The organism is Methylobacter sp. Wu8 (assembly GCF_036440755.1).
Lineage (GTDB): Bacteria > Pseudomonadota > Gammaproteobacteria > Methylococcales > Methylomonadaceae > Methylobacter_A > Methylobacter_A tundripaludum_A.
Genome location: NZ_JAZGVT010000064.1, coordinates 18,417 through 37,502 on the forward strand (window position 1 = coordinate 18,417; position 19,086 = coordinate 37,502).

20 protein-coding genes are annotated in these 19,086 nt (G+C 49.4%); 10 read left to right on the forward strand and 10 right to left on the reverse strand.

Annotated features, from left to right (window positions below):
• Positions 1-12 precede the first annotated feature (12 nt).
• Both V3O24_RS10325 and V3O24_RS10330 read right to left on the reverse strand, forming a co-directional pair.
• Positions 13-462, reverse strand: a complete 450-nt coding sequence (locus V3O24_RS10325; RefSeq protein ID WP_331307180.1) for an SUF system Fe-S cluster assembly regulator — start codon at positions 460-462, stop codon at positions 13-15.
• A 65-nt stretch (positions 463-527) separates the two neighbouring features.
• Positions 528-2,825, reverse strand: a complete 2,298-nt coding sequence (locus tag V3O24_RS10330) for a DNA internalization-related competence protein ComEC/Rec2 (protein WP_331307181.1) — start codon at positions 2,823-2,825, stop codon at positions 528-530.
• Positions 2,826-2,899: 74 nt separating this feature from the next.
• Between V3O24_RS10330 and V3O24_RS10335 the strand changes: the two genes are divergently transcribed.
• Entirely contained in the window at positions 2,900-3,439 is a 540-nt protein-coding gene (locus tag V3O24_RS10335; protein WP_104423494.1) for a DUF2062 domain-containing protein, read from the forward strand.
• 59 nt (positions 3,440-3,498) lie between these two features.
• On the opposite strand, the gene lolD is transcribed toward V3O24_RS10335, so the two are convergent.
• Genes lolD through fur form a run of 3 tightly spaced genes read right to left on the reverse strand, consistent with a single transcriptional unit; the run spans position 3,499 to position 5,863 of the window.
• Positions 3,499-4,179 carry a lipoprotein-releasing ABC transporter ATP-binding protein LolD gene (gene lolD / locus V3O24_RS10340; RefSeq protein WP_104423495.1) on the reverse strand — a complete coding sequence of 227 codons (681 nt, stop codon included), beginning with the start codon at positions 4,177-4,179 and terminating at the stop codon, positions 3,499-3,501.
• Positions 4,172-5,419, reverse strand: coding sequence for a lipoprotein-releasing ABC transporter permease subunit (locus V3O24_RS10345; RefSeq protein WP_331307182.1), 1,248 nt, complete (start codon positions 5,417-5,419; stop codon positions 4,172-4,174). The genes lolD and V3O24_RS10345 overlap by 8 nt, the downstream gene beginning before the upstream one ends.
• A 27-nt stretch (positions 5,420-5,446) precedes the next feature.
• Positions 5,447-5,863, reverse strand: a complete 417-nt coding sequence (fur, locus tag V3O24_RS10350; RefSeq protein ID WP_104423497.1) for a ferric iron uptake transcriptional regulator — start codon at positions 5,861-5,863, stop codon at positions 5,447-5,449.
• Positions 5,864-6,012: 149 nt separating this feature from the next.
• Here fur and bamE point away from each other — a divergent pair, with 149 nt between their 5' ends.
• The gene (bamE, locus tag V3O24_RS10355) at positions 6,013-6,564 is read left to right on the forward strand and encodes an outer membrane protein assembly factor BamE (protein ID WP_331307183.1); all 552 of its coding nucleotides are present in this window, start codon (positions 6,013-6,015) and stop codon (positions 6,562-6,564) included.
• Between the two features lie 112 nt (positions 6,565-6,676).
• Here the strand turns inward: bamE and V3O24_RS10360 are convergent, their stop codons facing one another.
• From V3O24_RS10360 to V3O24_RS10375, 4 genes are read right to left on the reverse strand one after another with little or no spacing between them, the layout of a single operon-like run.
• Positions 6,677-6,910 carry a CopG family transcriptional regulator gene (locus tag V3O24_RS10360; protein WP_331307184.1) on the reverse strand — a complete coding sequence of 78 codons (234 nt, stop codon included), beginning with the start codon at positions 6,908-6,910 and terminating at the stop codon, positions 6,677-6,679.
• Positions 6,911-6,954: 44 nt separating this feature from the next.
• Positions 6,955-7,230, reverse strand: a complete 276-nt coding sequence (locus V3O24_RS10365; protein ID WP_331307185.1) for an RnfH family protein — start codon at positions 7,228-7,230, stop codon at positions 6,955-6,957.
• Complete coding sequence (locus V3O24_RS10370) at positions 7,223-7,654, reverse strand: type II toxin-antitoxin system RatA family toxin (RefSeq protein ID WP_104423502.1); 432 nt, start codon at positions 7,652-7,654, stop codon at positions 7,223-7,225. Before V3O24_RS10370 ends, V3O24_RS10365 begins: the two co-directional genes overlap by 8 nt.
• Positions 7,655-7,656: 2 nt before the next feature.
• A complete protein-coding gene (locus V3O24_RS10375) occupies positions 7,657-9,021 on the reverse strand; it encodes a sodium-dependent transporter (RefSeq protein WP_331307186.1) in 1,365 nt (454 codons plus the stop codon).
• A gap of 143 nt (positions 9,022-9,164) precedes the next feature.
• On the opposite strand from V3O24_RS10375, the gene smpB reads away from it, so the two are divergent.
• The 8 genes from smpB (at position 9,165) to V3O24_RS10415 (ending at position 17,742) form a co-directional block, all read left to right on the forward strand.
• Positions 9,165-9,650 carry an SsrA-binding protein SmpB gene (gene smpB, locus V3O24_RS10380; protein WP_331307187.1) on the forward strand — a complete coding sequence of 162 codons (486 nt, stop codon included), beginning with the start codon at positions 9,165-9,167 and terminating at the stop codon, positions 9,648-9,650.
• Between the two features lie 90 nt (positions 9,651-9,740).
• The gene (locus V3O24_RS10385) at positions 9,741-10,307 is read left to right on the forward strand and encodes a hydrolase (RefSeq protein WP_104423542.1); all 567 of its coding nucleotides are present in this window, start codon (positions 9,741-9,743) and stop codon (positions 10,305-10,307) included.
• A 21-nt stretch (positions 10,308-10,328) separates the two neighbouring features.
• Positions 10,329-10,682 carry a HopJ type III effector protein gene (locus V3O24_RS10390; protein WP_331307188.1) on the forward strand — a complete coding sequence of 118 codons (354 nt, stop codon included), beginning with the start codon at positions 10,329-10,331 and terminating at the stop codon, positions 10,680-10,682.
• Between the two features lie 280 nt (positions 10,683-10,962).
• Positions 10,963-12,024: an FAD-binding oxidoreductase gene (locus V3O24_RS10395; protein ID WP_331307189.1), complete on the forward strand. Its 1,062-nt coding sequence runs from the start codon at positions 10,963-10,965 to the stop codon at positions 12,022-12,024.
• Positions 12,002-12,577, forward strand: a complete 576-nt coding sequence (locus tag V3O24_RS10400) for a class I SAM-dependent methyltransferase (protein ID WP_331307190.1) — start codon at positions 12,002-12,004, stop codon at positions 12,575-12,577. Before V3O24_RS10395 ends, V3O24_RS10400 begins: the two co-directional genes overlap by 23 nt.
• Before the next feature lie 939 nt (positions 12,578-13,516).
• Positions 13,517-17,131: an EAL domain-containing protein gene (locus tag V3O24_RS10405; protein ID WP_331307191.1), complete on the forward strand. Its 3,615-nt coding sequence runs from the start codon at positions 13,517-13,519 to the stop codon at positions 17,129-17,131.
• Positions 17,128-17,346 carry a hypothetical protein gene (locus V3O24_RS10410; protein WP_331307192.1) on the forward strand — a complete coding sequence of 73 codons (219 nt, stop codon included), beginning with the start codon at positions 17,128-17,130 and terminating at the stop codon, positions 17,344-17,346. Before V3O24_RS10405 ends, V3O24_RS10410 begins: the two co-directional genes overlap by 4 nt.
• A 3-nt stretch (positions 17,347-17,349) precedes the next feature.
• Positions 17,350-17,742, forward strand: coding sequence for a hypothetical protein (locus tag V3O24_RS10415; protein WP_258076604.1), 393 nt, complete (start codon positions 17,350-17,352; stop codon positions 17,740-17,742).
• Positions 17,743-17,821: 79 nt separating this feature from the next.
• Here the strand turns inward: V3O24_RS10415 and V3O24_RS10420 are convergent, their stop codons facing one another.
• The gene (locus V3O24_RS10420) at positions 17,822-18,748 is read right to left on the reverse strand and encodes a cytochrome c oxidase assembly factor Coa1 family protein (RefSeq protein WP_331307193.1); all 927 of its coding nucleotides are present in this window, start codon (positions 18,746-18,748) and stop codon (positions 17,822-17,824) included.
• Positions 18,749-19,086: the final 338 nt, after the last annotated feature.

The window sequence follows — 19,086 nt, forward strand, 5'->3', positions numbered from 1 at the left end:
GCATTTTTCTGCCTATCTATATAAACTGGCAACCGGAACAAACACTTCTTCCGGGATAGCAGCAGGTCTGATTAAATCGGCCAAGGTCACCGACTCTAATGCATTATGAATGGTCTGGTTAATTAAACTCCAGTTCCCCCCAATATCGCAGCCCGAAGCCTGCTCACAGCCCTGATGCGAAATACTGCATTCGGTCAGGGCGATCGGCCCTTCCAGCGCGCTGATAACCGTCGCAATGCTGATTTCTTCGGGCATCCTGGCTAAAACATAACCGCCCTTGGCGCCGCGCGTCGAAATCAACACTTTCGCGTTAACCAACAGCTTAAGGATTTTGCTGACTGTAGGCAAGGCAATGCCGGTCACCGCCGCTATTTCCATAGCGGCATGAACTTGCGCCTTGTCTCTGGCCATAAAACTTAAGATGACCGTCGCATAATCGGTTAATTTACTCAGCCGTAGCATACCTTGCTCCTAATGATTGAGGACTATTCTAGTCCTATTTAATTACAGAGTAAAGAAGTTGGTTATTATTTAACATTCCAATATTTACTTTCGGTCTGACGTATCCCCTGCACTACCAGAGCGTTATCTTGAACACTAACGGTAATCGCGCCATTGTCGGCGCTACTCAACCATTCCGCATTAACTTGCCGGTAGCGCGCCAAAACATCTTTATGCGGATGGCCGAATTGGTTTTTGTAACCTGCCGGGATCAATATATAGCCAGGATTTACGGCCTGCAAAAAACCGGCTGTCGACGAGGTTTTACTGCCGTGATGCGGCGCAACCAGCACATCGGATTTTAACCCTTCCCCGTAAGTATCAACCAACCAGGATTCTGCCGCAGCCTCGATGTCGCCGGTCAATAAGACCGTGCCGTGTTTCGCCTCTATTTTCAGCACACAGGAATTGTCGTTTTCCGAAACAAACGCCATCTGTGGCCCCAGCACCGTGAACTCGACCTCCTCCCACACCCACGATTGACCGGCTGCACACTCGATTGGCGCATACCCGCTTAACTGCTGCGGAACGCTGGTCAAAACTTTTTCAGCGGGCATGCCGCGCATTAACGATGCCGCGCCGCCGATATGATCGTTATCGCCATGACTGATGATTAAACTGTCGATCTTGGCGACGCCTTGCGAGCGCAAATAAGGCAACAGCACGCTCTGCCCCATATCGCTTTGCTCGGAGAATTTCGCGCCGGTATCGAAAACCAACAGATGATGAGTGGTTTGAACGACGGCTGATAATCCCTGCCCGACATCCAGCAGCGTCATATTAATCTCGCCGGTCTCGGGTTGCTCTGCATCGGTAAACGCCAACGGCAAAAACATCACCACACTCAGCCAGCGTGTCGGCATACCTGCCGGAGCGAGCAACAGCAACACACCCGGCACGGCAAAAAGCAATGCCCAATACGAGGGCGGCGCATGATTGATAGAGGCCACGGGGATTTCCGCCAAATGAACCAACAGCCACCACAAACTTTGCAGCACAGTGTCCACAAAATAGAACAGCTTGCCTGCCAGCATTGGCCAAACAAACATGACAACGGCAGCCAGCAGCGACAACGGCACCGCCAAAAGACTGATGACCGGCACCGCAATCAGGTTCGCCAGAGGCGCAATCAGTGAGACCTGTTGAAAAAACAGCAACAGCAACGGCGACAAACCCACCGACGTGACCCAGTGCAATTTTATTGCTGTCCAAACATGCTTAATCCTGCCTAAGCGCCCGGAAACGGCATAAACAATCAGGCTCACGGCGAGAAATGACAACCAAAATCCCGCCGCCAACACCGCCAAGGGGTCGAATATCAATACCGCGAACAGCGCAATGGACAAGGTATTCAAAGGGCGGCTGTTACGTTGCAGAATAATGGCCGTCATCGCAACAGCCAACATGACCACGGAGCGCTGGGTAGGCACCGAAAAACCGGCCAGACCTGAATAAAACACCGCAACCAGCACCGCCGAAATTGCCGCAACCTTTTGCGGCGACTGGCTAAGCCATCCGGTCCACGCCCATAATTTCAACACCAGAAAGTAAACCAGCCCGGCAATAAGCCCGATATGCGAGCCGGAAATCACCACCAGATGCGTCGTACCGGTTTTGCGGAAAACCTCCCATTGCTGTTGAGTGATACTATTACCGTCGCCAATCGTCAGAGCCTTTATCAGCGCAAGACTTGGGCTGTTGCTTAATGTGTTTGAGAGCCGGTCGGTAATGAGCTGCCGAAAGACAGCGATATTGCTCCAGGACGAATCGCTCCCCAGCAAAACAGGCTTCGGACTTGGCCGCACATAGCCTGTCGCACCGATTCCTTCGGTAAACAGCCAGCGTTCGTAATCGAAGCCACCGGGGTTCATTGTTCCGTGGACGCGCTTTAATTTAACGGTAAAGGTCCAATGCTGACCCGCCTTGACGGGTTGATCAGGGTAATACCAGCTTAATCGCAATTTACCCGGTAATTGTTGCACCGGATCGATGACTGTCGCCGCGCCCGCGCCAGTTCCAGCATCCTCAATAATAAAATCAAAACGGACGCGCTTCTCATCCCGCTCAGGCAGATCGGCTATAACGCCGCTCACCTGAACATCGACACCTTCCACGGACTCAGGTAACCGGTCGGACAATCGGCACATCGCAAACGCTATCGCCCACAGTACGCCGACCAAAAAAAACAGCCACCGCCAATAACGCAACCATGCAATAATGCAGGCCGCTACGCCGCCCACTATCAGCCATTGGATATCCGGCAATACCGGCAACTGTTGAACCGACAACAGCCCGGCTAAAAATGACAGAGCGGAAACAACCATTTAACACCTGGGCGTTTTTTAGGCTAAGAAAAACCTGATAGACTGAACAATATAACTTTAGAAAACAAATAGCGATGCCAAAAGAACTTATAAAAAAACTAATCGACAAGTTCATTCCTGATCCTGACGTCATCAAACAGCACAAGAGCCTTCAATTTTTGGGCGATAAACTGCACGAGCCCAACCTCTGGCATTTGAACAGACGCTCGGTCTCTATGGCTTTTGCCGTGGGTTTATTTTGCGCATGGATTCCGACGCCGACGCAAATGGCCATTGCCGCTGCGCTTGCCATTTATTACAGGGCTAATCTGCCTCTTTCGGTAGGACTGGTCTGGATAACCAACCCGATCACGATGCCGCCGCTGTTTTATTTTGCTTATGAAGTCGGACTCTGGTTTATGAATCAACCGGCCGGCGCCGATGAATCCGAATTTTCACTAAGCGGCATGTTCTCCGGGCTTGGCGATGTCTGGCAGCCGTTTCTGATCGGCTGTTTCATTATGGGTATAGTTTCGTCCGCTGCCGGTTATTTCGGCATTCAATATTACTGGCAACAGCATGTAACCAAAAAATGGGCGGAAAGGAAGGAAAAAAGACTAATGACGAAAGACTAAGGGCAAAAGGCAAAAGAACTTAGTAGCACTTGTGCCTTTGGCCTTTTGCCTTGTTATCCTTAACCTAAAATCAGCCCATCTTCCATGTGCAAAACCTTGCCCATTCTTGCGGCCAGATCATGGTCATGGGTCACCACCAGAAAGCTGACATTCAGCTCCTGATTTAATTCCAGCATTAACTGATAAACCTGATCTGCCGTTTTACTGTCCAGGTTTCCGGTGGGTTCGTCGGCCAAAACCACGCCGGGTTTGTTGATCAACGCCCTGGCCACTGCGGCTCGCTGCCTTTCCCCGCCGGATAATTCACCGGGTTTGTGCTCGATTCGATGTCCCAGCCCTACCCGCTTCAATAACTCTATCGCACGAATACTCGCCTCTTTTACCGTGCGCCCGCCAATCAACAAAGGCATCGCCACATTTTCCAACACGGTAAATTCACCCAACAGATGATGAGACTGATAGATAAAGCCTAAGGACTTATTCCTTAACTTAGCCAGTTGGCCTGCGCCGACTTCATTCAGATTAACGCCGTCCAACACCACCTTACCGCCGCTGGGTTTCTCAAGCCCGCCCAGCAGATGCAGCAAAGTGCTTTTGCCTGAACCCGACGCCCCCATAATGGCGACGCGTTCACCGACACCGATGCTTAAATCGACCCCTTTTAAAACCTCGACATCAAGCCCGCCCTGGTCATAGCGCATGGTCAACTGCCGGCATTGCAGTATGTTGCTGTTATTCATATCTTAAAACTTCCGCTGGATTGACTTTGGCCGCCTGCCACGCAGGATAAATAGTCGCCAATAATGACAGTAAAAAGGCCATGCCCGCTATCGCATAAACATCAGTCCAGACCAGTTTGGACGGCAATTCGCTGATGTAATAGACATCGGCCGCCATGAACTGGACATGAAATAATTCCTCAATCGCCGGCACGATGGTCTCGACATTCAACGCCAACAACACCCCGCCTACGGTTCCGAGCGCGGTGCCGACTACACCGATGACGGCCCCCAACACCATAAAAATACCCATGACCGATCTCGATGTCAGTCCCTGGGTTTTTAAAATAGCAATATCGCCGCGTTTATCGGTAACCACCATCACCAGCGTGGAAACAATATTGAAAGCCGCCACCGCGACAATCAGCAACAGGATGATGAACATCACCCGTTTTTCGGTCTGTATCGCCCGGAAGAAGTTGCTGTGCGCCAGCGTCCAATCGCTGACCTGATAATCGTCATACAAAGCGTTTGAAAGCGCGCGGGTAATTTTCGGCGCATTAAACAAGTCATCCAGCTTGATCCTGAGCCCCGACACCGCAGTTTCTAAACGAAACAGCTTGCCCGCGTCATCAAGATGAATCAACGCCATATTGCGGTCATATTCATACATGCCGACCTTAAAAATACCGACCACGGTAAACCGTCTCATGCGCGGCACAATCCCGGCTGGTGTCGAGTTAATCTGCGGACTGATCACGGTAATTTTATCGCCGGTAAAAACGCCCAGATAATTGGCCAACTCAACGCCTAAAACAATGCCGTATTCGCCTGGAACCAGATCGGACAGCTTGCCGTTTGTCATTTTATCAGCGACCTCCGACACTCTGGACTCGTATTCCGGCAAAATACCGGTCAGCATGGTGCCGCTGACGCGCCGGTCGGCATTGATCATCACCTGGCCATTGATAAAAGGCGCAGCGCCTTGTACATGCGGATAGTTTTTTAACTTCTGTTCCAATTCCTGCCAATTATCCAGCTGGCCGTACCGTCCGGTGACGGTCGCATGCGAAGTCATGCCGAGAATCCGCTCGCGCAATTCTGCTTCAAAGCCGTTCATCACCGACAACACCGCAATCAACGCAGTGACGCCCAAGGCTATGCCCAGAACGGACGTTAACGTGATAAAAGAAATGAACTGAGTTCGGCGTTTGGCCCGCGTATAACGCAAGCCGATATAAAAAATGAGAGGTTTAAACATGAAGCCTACAATCTAAAAGTAATAAAATCAGGATTTCCTGCACTTTGCGCAAAAACCGTACAAATAAAGGCCGTGATCGGTTAACTCATAGCCCAGTTTTTCCGCAATTTCTTTTTGCCGGGCTTCAATAACCTCATCGGTGAATTCATCCACTTTGCCGCACTTCATGCACAGTATGTGATCGTGATGCCTACCGCTATCAAGTTCAAAAACAGAATTGCCGCCCTCAAAATGATGGCGGCTTACCAGTCCCGCCGCTTCAAACTGGGTTAAAACGCGATAGACCGTAGCCAAGCCGATCTCTTCGTCTTCACTCAGCAGAATCTTATAAACTTGTTCAGCGGTTAAATGACGGTCATCGACCTGCTTTTCTAAAATTTGTAGAATCTTGATCCGTGGCAAAGTCACCTTCAGGCCTGCATTCCTTAAATCATGGTTTTCCAAAACTAATCTCCGCTTATGCCGGATAAGGCAATTTATAAAGAACTGCGCGCATTGTAGCCTGTTTTTGGCAGTATGGGCATGACAGTTTTATAGGATAATCCCTTAACATCCTGTATCATTTTATATTTTAAACATATCCGCAGCCTTAAATGAGAAAGCCGCTTTTCGCTTTAAACCTATCCGGCAACCGCCACAGCTCCTGCATCCTTGCAGTCGCGGCAAGCCTAACGCTCGCCTCCTGCACCACCATTCTGACCAACCTGCCCGGCGTCTATACCATAGATGTCCAGCAAGGCAATATCGTCGATCAATCCATGATCGACCAACTCAGACCCGACATGAACAAACGCCAGGTGCTTTACATCATGGGTTCGCCGATGCTGGTCGATTTTTTTCATCAGAAACGGTGGGACTATCTCTACTCGGCGCAAAAGGGCGGCGGAGACAGGGAGCAAAAAAGAATTTCATTGTTCTTCGATAAAGAACAACTGATCGGCGTGCAAGGCGACTTTAAACCCAGCACCGTTCCCGTTATCAAGACATCGGATGAAACTACGGTTGACGTACCGAAGCGCGATCTAGAAAAAACCATGTGGGAAATGATCACCGGCCTGTTTGGCTATGACGGCACAGAGGACACGCCTAAATCCGGCAAAGCAGACGTAAAACCGGCGTCATCATCGGATCAGCTGCCGCTGTAATATGTAGATCGGGTTAGGCGACAGCCCTAACCCGACGGAGCAGAGTATGCGCTTTACATCTGTGTTTGGAATATTTTGAAGATCTTTTGCAACTGAACTTTTGAAGACGACTTTATAATTTGCCATGCGTTTTTAAGTCTTCCAGCAGCTCCTCATAACTCAACGTAGGCTCGCCAGCCCTTTCTTCAAAAGCGGATAAATCCTCTCTATCTTCTTGTAAAGCAAGACGTATCGCTTCATTGACCACTTGAGAAAGCGACTGATGAGTAATGGCTGACTTAATTTTCAATGCTTGATGAATTTCCGGCTCAAAGTAAACGGTTGATCTTTTAGATAGCTCACTCATGTTGTTGCCCCCTCATAGCAGATTGGTGTTATAGGATTATAACGTCAAAAACTCTTCAAAGCCCGCTGCCGCCTGGCTTCTTTAGGGTCATGAACCAAAGGCCGATAAATTTCTATCCTATCGCCTTCTCTAACAGGCTGATCCAGTTTGCAGGCTACGCCGAAAATACCCGCATTAAGTTCGGACAAGCCGATTTCAGGGAACCGCTCCAGCAGCCCGGATGCTTTTATCGCAGCCTCAACAGTCGCGCCATCCTCCATTGCCAGCGTGACTATCGCCTGCTCTACGGGTTTGGCGTAGGCCACTTCGACATTAACCATAAACAGCTTTGGCCCGTGCGGTAAACGAACTCACCATCGTGTTGCAGATCTGGTTAAAGACTGCGCCGAAGGCCAAGCTTGCCAGTTTGCCTGACATTTCGAATTCCAGGTCCAGGGAAATCTTGCTGGCATCCTCGCGTAGCGGTATAAACTCCCATTTTCCCTCCAGAGAGGAAAACGGGCCGTTCAGCAGGGACAGCTTCATGCTGCGCCCGTTATCAATCTTGTTCCGGGTCGAAAAGGATTTTTTAAAGCCGCCTTTGGAAATCATTACCTCGGCTTCGACGATGTCGCCTTCGCGCTTGATGATTCGGCTGCCGCTGCACCAGGGCAGAAACTCGGGATAGGCTTCAATGTCGTTAACCAAGTCAAACATCCGCTGCGCCGAGAATTTAACCAAGGCGCTTTTTTGAACAACGGTCATGCTTAAAGAACTCCGACCACATGCAGGAATACTAAAAACACAGCGGCGGGAGACACATAGCAAATTAATATCCTCCACACTTGATAGCTAAGCGGATTAGGCATGTCCAGCTCATGCTCGGTGTGTTGCTGCTTCATGATCCAACCGGCAAACACTGCGATGCAAAAACCGCCGATAGGCAACATCAAATTGGCGGTTAAATAATCCAGTAATTGAAAAATAGTTCTGTCGAAAATCTTGAACTCGGACCAGACATTGAATGAAAAAACAGTGCCTAATCCCAGCAGCCAGGTTACAGAACCCGACCAGATACAGGCTTGTTGCCTGGTCATGTCTTTATTTTCAATCAACCAGGCAACGGCCGGTTCGATCAGTGAAATGGATGAAGACAACGCGGCGAACACCAGCATTACAAAAAACAAAATGCCGAACAGCCAGCCGCCGGTCATGTTGCCGAATGCAACCGGCAAGGTTTGAAAGATCAATCCGGGGCCTGCCGCAGGTTCCAGTCCGGCGGCGAAAACAATCGGGAAGATGGCGATACCGGCCAATAACGCAACCGCGGTATCGGTGCCTGCAATTAAGTAGACGGTTTTGGCAATCGACACATCTTTAGGCAAATAAGAGCCGTAAATCATGATCGCACCCATGCCTAAGCTCAGCGTGAAAAAGGCGTGTCCCATCGCGGTCAATACGCCGTTAGCGGTCAGTTTGCTGAAATCGGGCGTGAATAGGAATTTGATGCCTTGGTCATAATAGTCATCGAAAGTCATTGCATAAGCCACCAGCAACATCAACAGCACAAACAGGCTGGGCATTAAAAAACGCACGGCTTTTTCCAGGCCGGTATTAACGCCGCGCACCACAACCAACATGGTCGCCAACATGAACAAGGTATGCCAGAAAGCTAACTGCACCGGACTGGCGACAAAACCGTCGAAAAGCTCTTTTATCGCCGGCGCATCGGCGCCGAAAAAACTGCCGGTAAAGGCCTTTAACACATAAGCCGAAGCCCAGCCCGCAATAACGCTGTAATAAGAGAGTATTAAAAAACCGGCAGTAACGCCCATCCAACCTAGATAATGCCAGTTTTTGTCGGCCCCGGCTTCATCAGCCAAGGTTATCATGGTGTTGATGGGATTTTGCCGGCTGCGCCGCCCGAGCATGGTTTCCGCCATCATAATGGGGATGCCGATCAGCAATACGCACAGCAAATAGACGATGACGAATGCCCCGCCGCCATTTTCGCCGGTAATATACGGAAATTTCCAGATATTACCCAGTCCGACTGCGGAACCTGTCGCCGCCAGAATAAATGCGAAACGCGATGACCATTCACCATGAATTGATTTTTTTGTATCCGTCATTTGTGTGCCTGTAAAAACTTTATAATTATAAAATCACCACGGATGCATCCTTGGTGGCGAGCTTTGTCTGACTATTGCAGTAATATCGAGTAAAATAGCAAAATTATTCCTTTCCGTCAGTTTAAAAATCTCAACCCGCACTTATGGCCGATAAAAAGTCCAAGAAAAACAACAAGCAACAAAACGCCACGATCGCCGTTAATCGTCAGGCTAAATTTGAGTATTCGATTGAGGAACGGTTTGAAGCCGGGCTGGTTTTGGAAGGCTGGGAAGTGAAAAGCCTCAGGGATGGACGCGTGCAACTTAAAGAGAGTTACGTGACGATAAAACGGGGCGAAGCTTGGCTGTTGGGCGCGCATATTTCACCATTGTTGTCCGCATCGACCCATGTCAATCCGGACGCTGTTCGCGCCAAAAAACTGCTGCTGAACCGGCACGAACTGAACAAACTGATCGGCGCGGTCGAGCGCAAAGGCTACACCTTGATTCCGTTGTCGATGTACTGGAAAAACGGCCGGGCCAAACTGGAAATCGGCCTGGCAAAAGGCAAGCAATTGCACGACAAGCGAGCCACCTCAAAAGACCGCGACTGGCAACGTGAAAAAGCGCGGATTATGAAAAAGGGCTAAAGGCGCAAGGCAAAGGGCGAAGGATGTGTTTTTTGCCTTTTGCCTTTTGCCTTTTGCCTTTTGCCTCCTAAACCTTTCCTTCAAATTAAAATGACCACACACCCTAACCTCCTGTCGTTAAAAAACAGCCTGTTGATCGTCGTCGATTTACAGTCAAAATTATCCGCAGCCATGCCTGAGCGCGACGCCGAACTGATGACGGCCAACGCCCGCAGCCTGGTTGAAGCCGCGGAACTATTAGGCATCCCTGTATTGCTAACCGAACAATACCCCAAAGGCTTAGGCGCTACCGATACAACCATCACCGACATACTGTCGGAAGACACCCTGATTTTCGACAAGACGGGCTTTTCCTGCTGTGCGGCCGACGGCTTTACCGACACCGTAGCCAGCACCGATCGCAAGCAAGTTATACTGGTCGGCCAGGAAGCGCATGTTTGCGTAATCCAGACCGCGCTGGAATTGATGCATTTCGGCTACCAGGTGCATGTCGTCGAAGACGCCATTTGCTCGCGCAAGGCGGAACATAAATTCTACGCCTTACAACGCATGCAACAGCAAGGCGCGACCATTACCAATTATGAATCGGTCTTGTTCGAATGGGTCAGGGATTCGACTCATCCTGAATTTAAAAAGATTTCAGGCTTACTTCGTTAACTTTTCACCTAAAACTTACACATGTCACTCGCATCGTTTCTTGAAAAAATAAAAAACAACGAAAACGTCGGTTTTGATGAAACTATCGCCGTCATTACTGAAAACTACGATTATCAACCCACTGAATTCAGCAACGGCCTGAACGAGCAGTTGTTAGGCAATCAGGCCGGTACCAACGAAGGTTCCTGCAAGATTTTCGCATTTGCCCAACTCAACCGGCTCGATCAACAACAGACGTTAAACCTGTTTGGCGATTATTACCGGCTGGACGTTTTAAACGACCCGAACGGCACAGGCCACCAGAACATCAGGAATTTCATGCAATACGGCTGGGATGGGATTTATTTTAAAGGCGTGGCGTTGACGGCCAAATAAATATTAACCGCATCAAGACATAAAAATTCACCACGAAGGCACGAAGGACGCGAAGTTTTTCTTTATCGTTTCCACGCTCCAGCGTTACCGCATTAAGATAAGAAATACGCTGGTTCCCAAGCTCCAGCTTGGGAACCTAGATGACGAAGCTCTAGCTTCGCGAGACTGGAAGCTGGAGCTTCCCGCACCGAATTCCCAAGCTGGAGCTTGGGAATCAGCACGTCTTGTTTTTCTCCGCGTCCTTCGTGTCTTCGTGGTAAATTTTAACTATCCGAAAATCATGATCGACTTTCTAATCATCGGCCAGGGACTGGCAGGCAGCTTGCTTGCATGGGAACTCATCCAACGCGGCAGCAAAGTTGTCATTATCGATAACGGCCGGGAAAACGCCTCGCAAGTTGCGGCTGGACTGATCAACCCGGTCACCGGCATGCGCTTCGTAAAATCCGCCGATGTCGATACACTGTTGCCCGCAGCAAAGCGCCGTTATTTCCAGTTAGCCTATTTTTTCCATCAAGAATTTTATGTAGAAAAACCGATGCTGCGGATTTTCCAAAGCGACAGCGAATTAAAAAACGCCGCCAAACGCATTAACAACCCTGATTATCAGGCTTATTTAGGCGGCATCCAGCCTCCCGGCAAAACCATCGACGATCTTGCAACACCCTTCGGTTTTCTGGAACAAAAACAGACCGGCTATCTATTAACCCGGCCGCTATTAAGTTGCCTGAAAGCGTTTTTCATTGCCAACAACAGCTACCGGCAGGCTGATTTCGATTACCGCGACGTTCAGCTGCAACCGTCTTTACGCTGGCTGGACATCGCCCCGAAGCAGATTATTTTCTGCGAAGGCCATCAGGCAACGCAAAACCCCTGGTTTTGTGATCTGCCTTTTCAACCGGTCAAAGGCGAGATTCTGACATTGGAACACCAGATCTCATTGCCCGATAAAATTCTCAATTACGGCAACTGGCTGATCCCGTTAAACGCCCGTCAAATTAGAATCGGCGCGACCTTCGACCGGGAAAACCTAGACACCCGAACTACCGAACAAGGCAAAAACGAATTACTGGCCGCCCTTAGCCAAGTCTCAACCGGTTTGACTAAGGCAACCCTGACCAACCATCAGGCCAATATCCGCCCTTGCACATTGGACAAGCAGCCTTTTATCGGCCGGCATCCAAAGCACCAGCAACTGGCAATTTTTAACGGCTTCGGCGCCAAAGGCAGTTTGCAAATACCGAGGTACAGTCAGCTTTTCGCCGATGCCTTATTAAGCGGCAACCCCCTGCCCAAAACCTGCAATATTCAACGTTATTATGAAACGCATTTCACTGGTTAACACCGCCCACGACCTGATCAAGAATATTCTCCATCCCGGCGATATTGCGATTGATGCGACAGTAGGCAACGGCCACGATACCTTGTTTCTCGCCGAACAAGTCGCCCCGTCGGGCCATGTTTACGGCTTTGACATACAACGGGCGGCTATCGATTCGACCCGTGAAAGATTCCGGCAAACCGGGTTATCAGACTGCCTGACCTTAATTCAGATCAGCCATGCCGATATGGCCGAAAAAATCCCGGATCAACTCCACTGCAACGTTAAAGCAATCATGTTTAACCTGGGCTATCTGCCGGGCGGCGATAAAAGCGTCATTACCCAAACCGATTCCACATTGACGGCCTTAACTGTCGCAAGTCGGATTTTGGCCGTCAACGGCGTGATCACCCTACTGGCCTATCCGGGCCACCCCGGCGGCGATCTGGAAACCGATCAGGTCACAAATTGGTGCAATCAACTGGATACCCGGCAATTTGAAGTCAGCACTGTTTACAGCACAGAACACAAAGACATAGCGCCCCGGCTTTTGGTAATCCGCAAACCATACTGACAACAGCAATTCATCGGGGAACCGCCCAGGTCTGTACGCCAGGCGTTCTAAAAAACCGATTATCAGAAAATCCTATTGGTGCATGTTAACGATTGAATGCACTAAATCGATGCATTTTCATGAATCCCCAAACAGCACCGGTTCAAAGAACAACATATAACTTTCTGTATTAACTAAAATATAGATACAGACAAGCGTTGCAACAACTTTGGCATAACGATTGCTGTAAACTCTATTAAAACCCCAATGCGGGGCCGCTAAAAATTTTGGTTCAACGGCGAACTCTATTGACAAAGGCGTCTAACCAGACTGAATCCCTCAGGCATTCCGTCTGGGGACGCTTTTTTTTGGCCTGAATTAAACAAGCCACAAGAATCTTGCAACACGAGAACCGGCAAGTGCTTGAGCCGTTCAGCCAATCCAATTTTCGACGGCTATTTAACTATCAATATCTCAGTCGCCGTGAAGGCAGCGGCGCACAACCTGGGTTTAACCGGACATGGAGACCTTATTTTTATCAATCGCTCTCACATGAATCGGTAAAAGACCGCTGTCGCATTGTAACGCAGGAGCGTTACCGGGATTTTAATAGCGATAGGCTTTGCAAAACCTTATCTCTTAGATTGACGACGAACGTATTAATTGATATTGCAGCAGAGTGGAGTTGAATTGACAAATCGGCATTTTATTTAAAAAACATAATCGCTAATGCCGGAGCCGCGCTGCAAGGTGTCCATTCCCTGTTTAAAGAAGATACAGAGGGTTGTTGAAAAACTCGTCCTCCTTTTTTAAAACAGAGAACTGAACGGTTAACTTTTGACAATTATTCCGGCACCGGCTTTAAGCCACACGAAATACGCTAACCCGTGGTTTAAAACCACCAATATTTAGTTGGCAGTTATTTAATTACCCAACAACACCCATTCAGGTGAAGCAACCATGAAAAGACTATTCTCTCCGGCTATCGCTCTGATGAACAGGCTGAGTTATACATGGAAATTCACGGTACTTTGGCTGATATACTTGATTGCCATTACGGTAGTAATGCACAACCTCTATGAAAGCCTCAATCAGGTTAGACGTACATCGCAACAGGAGTTGGAGGGCATTGCCTTAATTAAGCCCATTTCCATGACCGTTCAGCTTATACAGCAGCATCGCGGGCTATCAGCAGGATTTTTGGGCGGCATTAAAGACTTCCGCGCCGTGCGCACCGCAAAGTTAATTGAAGCAACGGCTGCCTTTTACGCCTTAAAAAACCTGCTACCTGCCCATTTGGTCCTGGGCGGGGAATGGCGGAGCATTGAGACTGTCTGGAACAGGCTGCAAGCAGACGGCGTCAACTGGACCGTAGAAGAAAATTTTGCAGCGCATACCTATTTAATCGACGCACTGCTGAACTTCGAGATGGCCGTTGCGGATGAATACGCCTTGACCATTGACCCCGGCCTCGATTCGTCTTACCTGATTGACACTGCCATATGGAAGCTTCCCAGAGCACTCGAACGGCTAGGGCAAGTCCGCGCTTTCGGTGCCGGTATCTTGGGTAAAAAACAGCTCTCAGAATACCAAAAAAACACGCTGATCACCCTGATCGCCCAGCTTGACGATACGCTCAATAGCCTGTCCATTAATTTCGCTAAAACGGGCCGATTCAATAGCCGGACACAGCCCCAACTCTCGGAAACCAGCAAAGACATCATCGATTCGTCGCATAAAATTGTCGACCTTGTACGCTCGGACATTTTGACCGGCCATTTTTCCGAATCCCCTAAAGAGTTTTTCAAAATCACAACGGAGATGATCGACAGAAATTACGCGCAGATATACGAAGTTCTGCTGCCGACAGCGCGCATGCTGATCCACAATCGCATTGAACGCGCAAACCGTAAAATCGGCATCAGCATCGGGACCGTTAGCTTACTGTTGCTGGCGGCGTGCTACTTCTTCACCGGCAGCTATTACGCGATGAAAGACAGTATTCAATCGCTAGCCCGTTCGGCGCGGACCTTTGCCGGCGGTGATCTGCGCGAGCGGGTTAATCTCGGCACCAAAGACGAACTTAGCCAGGTAGCCGACAGTTTCAACGAAATGGCCGATGGCTTCCAAGCGCTGCTTACCACCCATATTGAAGACGAAAACCGCTTGCGCGCGATCACGGATAATGCGCGCACGATCATATTCATGAAGGACGTGGCGGGACGATATATTCTTGTAAACCGGCTTTATGAAGAACTCTTTCATATTGACCATGCAACAATCCAGGGAAAAACCGCCTACGACATATTCCCCCAGGACATAGCCGACGCTATCCGCAGCAGCGAACAAGAGGTGATCCAATCGGGGCAAGCCCTGGAAGTGGAAGAATTAGTGCCTCACGACGACGGCATCCACACCTACATCTCGGTCAAATTCCCGCTACGGCGGATTTCCGGCGAGATTTACGCTATCTGCGGAATCGCCACCGACATCACCGAACGCAAGCAAGCCGAACAAGCCCTAAAAACCAGCGAAGAGTTTCACCGCGCCGTTTTCGATGCCGCGCCGGATGCCATATTAATTTGCGACGGGCAAGGTACTATTACCCAGGTAAACCGGTATACCGAACAGTTATTAGGCTACCCGAATAGCGAATTGCTGGGTCAGCCCATTGATATGCTGCTACCGGAACACCTGCGAGCCAGACATAAGACGCTACTCAGCATGTTCGTTGCCGCCCCCAGCCCACGACCGATGGGTACAGGTAGAGAGATGCGGGCATTGCGCAAAGACGGTAGCGAAATTGATGTGGAAATCAGCTTAAGCCCCATTCAAACACAACATGGCCTCCGTATTGCCAGCGTATTATGCGACATCACGCAACGAAAACAGATCGAAGCAGAGCTGCGTATTGCCGCCACAGCATTCGAATCGCATGAAGCGATGGTCATCACCGATTCCAACTCAGTTATTCTGCGGGTTAACAAAACGTTTACCGACTCCACCGGCTACACCGCCGACGAGGCGATAGGCCGTAAAATGAGCGTACTAAAATCAGGGCTCCATGACGCGGCTTTTTATACCGCGATGTGGGAGAGCATCACCCACACCGGGACTTGGCAGGGAGAAATTTGGGATCGGCGCAAGAACGGCGAAATCTATCCCAAGTGGCTAACCATCACCGCAGTGACCGATACAGCCGGAGAAGTCACCCATTTTGTCGGCACCCATCTCGACATCACCGAACGCAAGGCGGCTGAGGAAGAGATCAAGCAATTGGCTTTCTACGACCCGCTTACCCAATTGCCTAATCGGCGCTTATTGCTGAACCTGCTGCAACAAGCCAAAGCGGCCAGTACCCGAAGCGGCATGTACGGCGCGATAATGTTTATCGATTTGGACAACTTCAAAACATTAAACGATACCCTCGGCCATGACAAGGGCGATCTACTGCTGCAACAAGTAGCTGCTCGTCTCTCCGCCTGTGTACGCGAATGCGACACTGTCGCCCGCTTGGGCGGTGATGAGTTTGTGATCATGCTTGAAAATTTGAGCAAGACCGCCCAGGAAGCCGCAATCCAAGTCAAGACTGTCGGCGAGAAAATTCTAGTTAGGCTGAATCAGCCCTACCGGCTTTCAGGCCACAAACACCACAGCACTCCAAGCATTGGCATCACTTTGTTCAGCGATCACGGACGGAGCACTGATGAGCTGCTGAAACAGGCGGATATCGCCATGTATCAATCCAAAGCAGCAGGCCGCAACACCCTGCATTTTTTCGACCAGACCATGCAGACAACGCTCACAGCCCGCGCCAGCCTGGAGGCGGATCTGTATCGAGGTCTACAGAAACAACAGTTTCTGCTTTACTACCAAGCCCAAGTAGACGATGGAGGCCGGATAACCGGCGCCGAAGCCTTAGTACGTTGGCAGCACTCCCGGCACGGCACAGTGTCTCCTGCGGAATTTATTCCGTTGGCAGAAGAAACAGGGTTGATCCTGCAGTTGGGCCACTGGGTGTTGGAAAGCGCTTGCGCTCAGTTAGCAACCTGGGCTAAGCGACACGAAACGGCGCATCTTGAATTGGCCGTTAATGTCAGTGCTCGCGAGTTCCGTCAAACCGACTTTGTCGATCAAGTTCTAGCCGTGCTTGAACGCACCAGAGCCGATCCGCGTAAACTCAAAATGGAACTCACCGAAAGTCTGCTGGTGTCCAATGTAGATGACATCATTACCAAGATGACCGCATTGAAAGCCAAAGGTGTGGGGTTCTCGCTGGATGATTTCGGTACCGGCTATTCGTCTCTCTACTACCTGAAACAACTGCCTCTGGATCAGTTGAAAATCGATCAAGGCTTTATCAGGGATATCCTGGTTGACCTCAACGACGCAGCCATTGCCAAAATGATAGTCGCCTTAGCTGAAACCATGGGCCTATCCGTCATTGCCGAAGGGGTCGAAACCGTCGCGCAAAGGGACTTTCTTTTTCGTCACGGCTGTCATGCTTATCAAGGATATTTGTTTAGCCGTCCGCTAGCATTAGGGGCGTTCGAGGAGTTTGTGAGGAAAACATGACGCTTGCCGGAAATGAGAAATTAGGTTTTGGGTTTTTCTCGGCTTATTTGGGATATCACTGTTCTCAGCTAAATGTTTACAAAGTATTTTATTTAATTAACAATCATCCTCGCCCAAACAACAAATTTGTAAAATGGGCGGTGAAAACCATAAAGCTTGGCCGCTCTCCTTACGCACAGCGCCAAGATCTCAACTCCACTTTAATAGAGAAATAAGACATGAAAAAAGGGACATTAAATATAAAGAAATGGTTTTTGGTCGGCATAACCGCTATAGCGGCCTCAGCAGCCAGCGGTGTGGGCGTAGCAGCCGGGCAACAAGACTTTACTTTGGTCAACAAAACAGGTTACACCATTGATGAAGTTTACGTGTCTCCAAGCTCTAATGCGAATGATTGGTTAAATGATGTGCTGGGACAGGACGTTTTAGGCGATGGCGAGAACGCAAAAATAGTATTTTCCAGCCAAAATGAAATCTGCAAATACGACCTAAAAGTTGTTTATGATGATAAAGAGGAAGTGGAATGGACGGATATTGACCTTTGCAAGGAAGAAAAAATCACTATCCATTGGAACAAGAAAACTGGCGAAACCTCAGCCACTTTCGACTAACCGTAGTTCGTTCGCCTAAAGTGAAGGGCTTGTGTTTTCACCAAGAATTTTGCAGGGTGAAAACACGGGCTACGATCCGCTATTCTTTATTCCACGATTTTTCGTTATAGCCTAAAGAAGTTAACGCCGCTCGCTCTTCCTTGCTTAATTTATTCCACGAAGTACCCTCAGAAACCGGGGATTCAGATTCAGACCCCCAGATCCTGCCATTCCAGCCTAAAACGGCCCAAAGCTTTTTCTCTTCAGCGGACAGGTCATCCCAGGTCAAATTGTCCCAGAACTCATTGACATCCCCGGTAGGCTTGCGCACCCCGACTACGGCTTTAGCAGCACCTGCATTAGCTTCGTCCGAACCGGTCTTTTTAGCGGAGTCTACAGCTTCCTCGACAGGCGCAGGCATAGCGGACTGGCTAATATCTGTGCGCTTGCCTGTAACCGCTTGTTCAAGGATCAGGCTGTTGATTTTCCATTGTCCCAATTCTTTTACCGCGTCGAAATAGACAATTCCCTCGCCTTTGGGACCTTCCACACTAAAGGAAACGGTGGCTTTGCCGCCGGGCTCCGAGACCTCTATGCTCCCGGACGGTAAGCCGGTGGAAAAAGGTTTTCCGATCAATTCTGCCGCTTGCCGGCTGCTCTCAAACTGGGATTCGGCCAATTTAAAAGCGTCCGAATCTTTAATTGACATCATTGCCACAAAGAACAAGCCGGTAAAAGATGCGATAAAAAACAAATACGCGATGACCGACCACCACGCCCATTTTTTTTGGACCGCCTTGAAATGGTCAACGCTTTCCCATTCTTTATTCCGCCATGCCCATGCGCTGCCTTTCACGCCGAGCACAAAGGGCATGATGAAGTTTACCAAGGGAACAAACATGAGCAGCGCTATGAAAGTGTTATTACCGACGCCCCAAATCCAGTTTAATAAAAAAGCCCCCCAGTTCCACCTGTCAATTTCTGCCGGAACGATTGCTTTCTGGCCTTGTCCTGAAGTGTTTTCCATATTGTTTTCCTGTGATTGAAAAGATCTGGACTCTGGACTTAGAATATACGGCACCGCTTTGTTGGTCATGATAACAGAAGTAGGTTTTTATTAATAAAGCGTCGAAACGTAAGACAAAAAGACCGATGCTGCGGCTTTTCCGTAGCGACGGCAAACGCTTTAGCAACCTCGATTATCAGACTTACCTAAACCAATTCCACATTGACCGCCTTAACTGCCACCGCCCCCCAGACAACAATATGGAAACCGCTCAAGCCAAAAATGGGGCCAGCAACGGATTAATGCAGGTAATCCCCCCGCTACGCACCATAAACGAAAACCCGGCTTTACAAGTGATT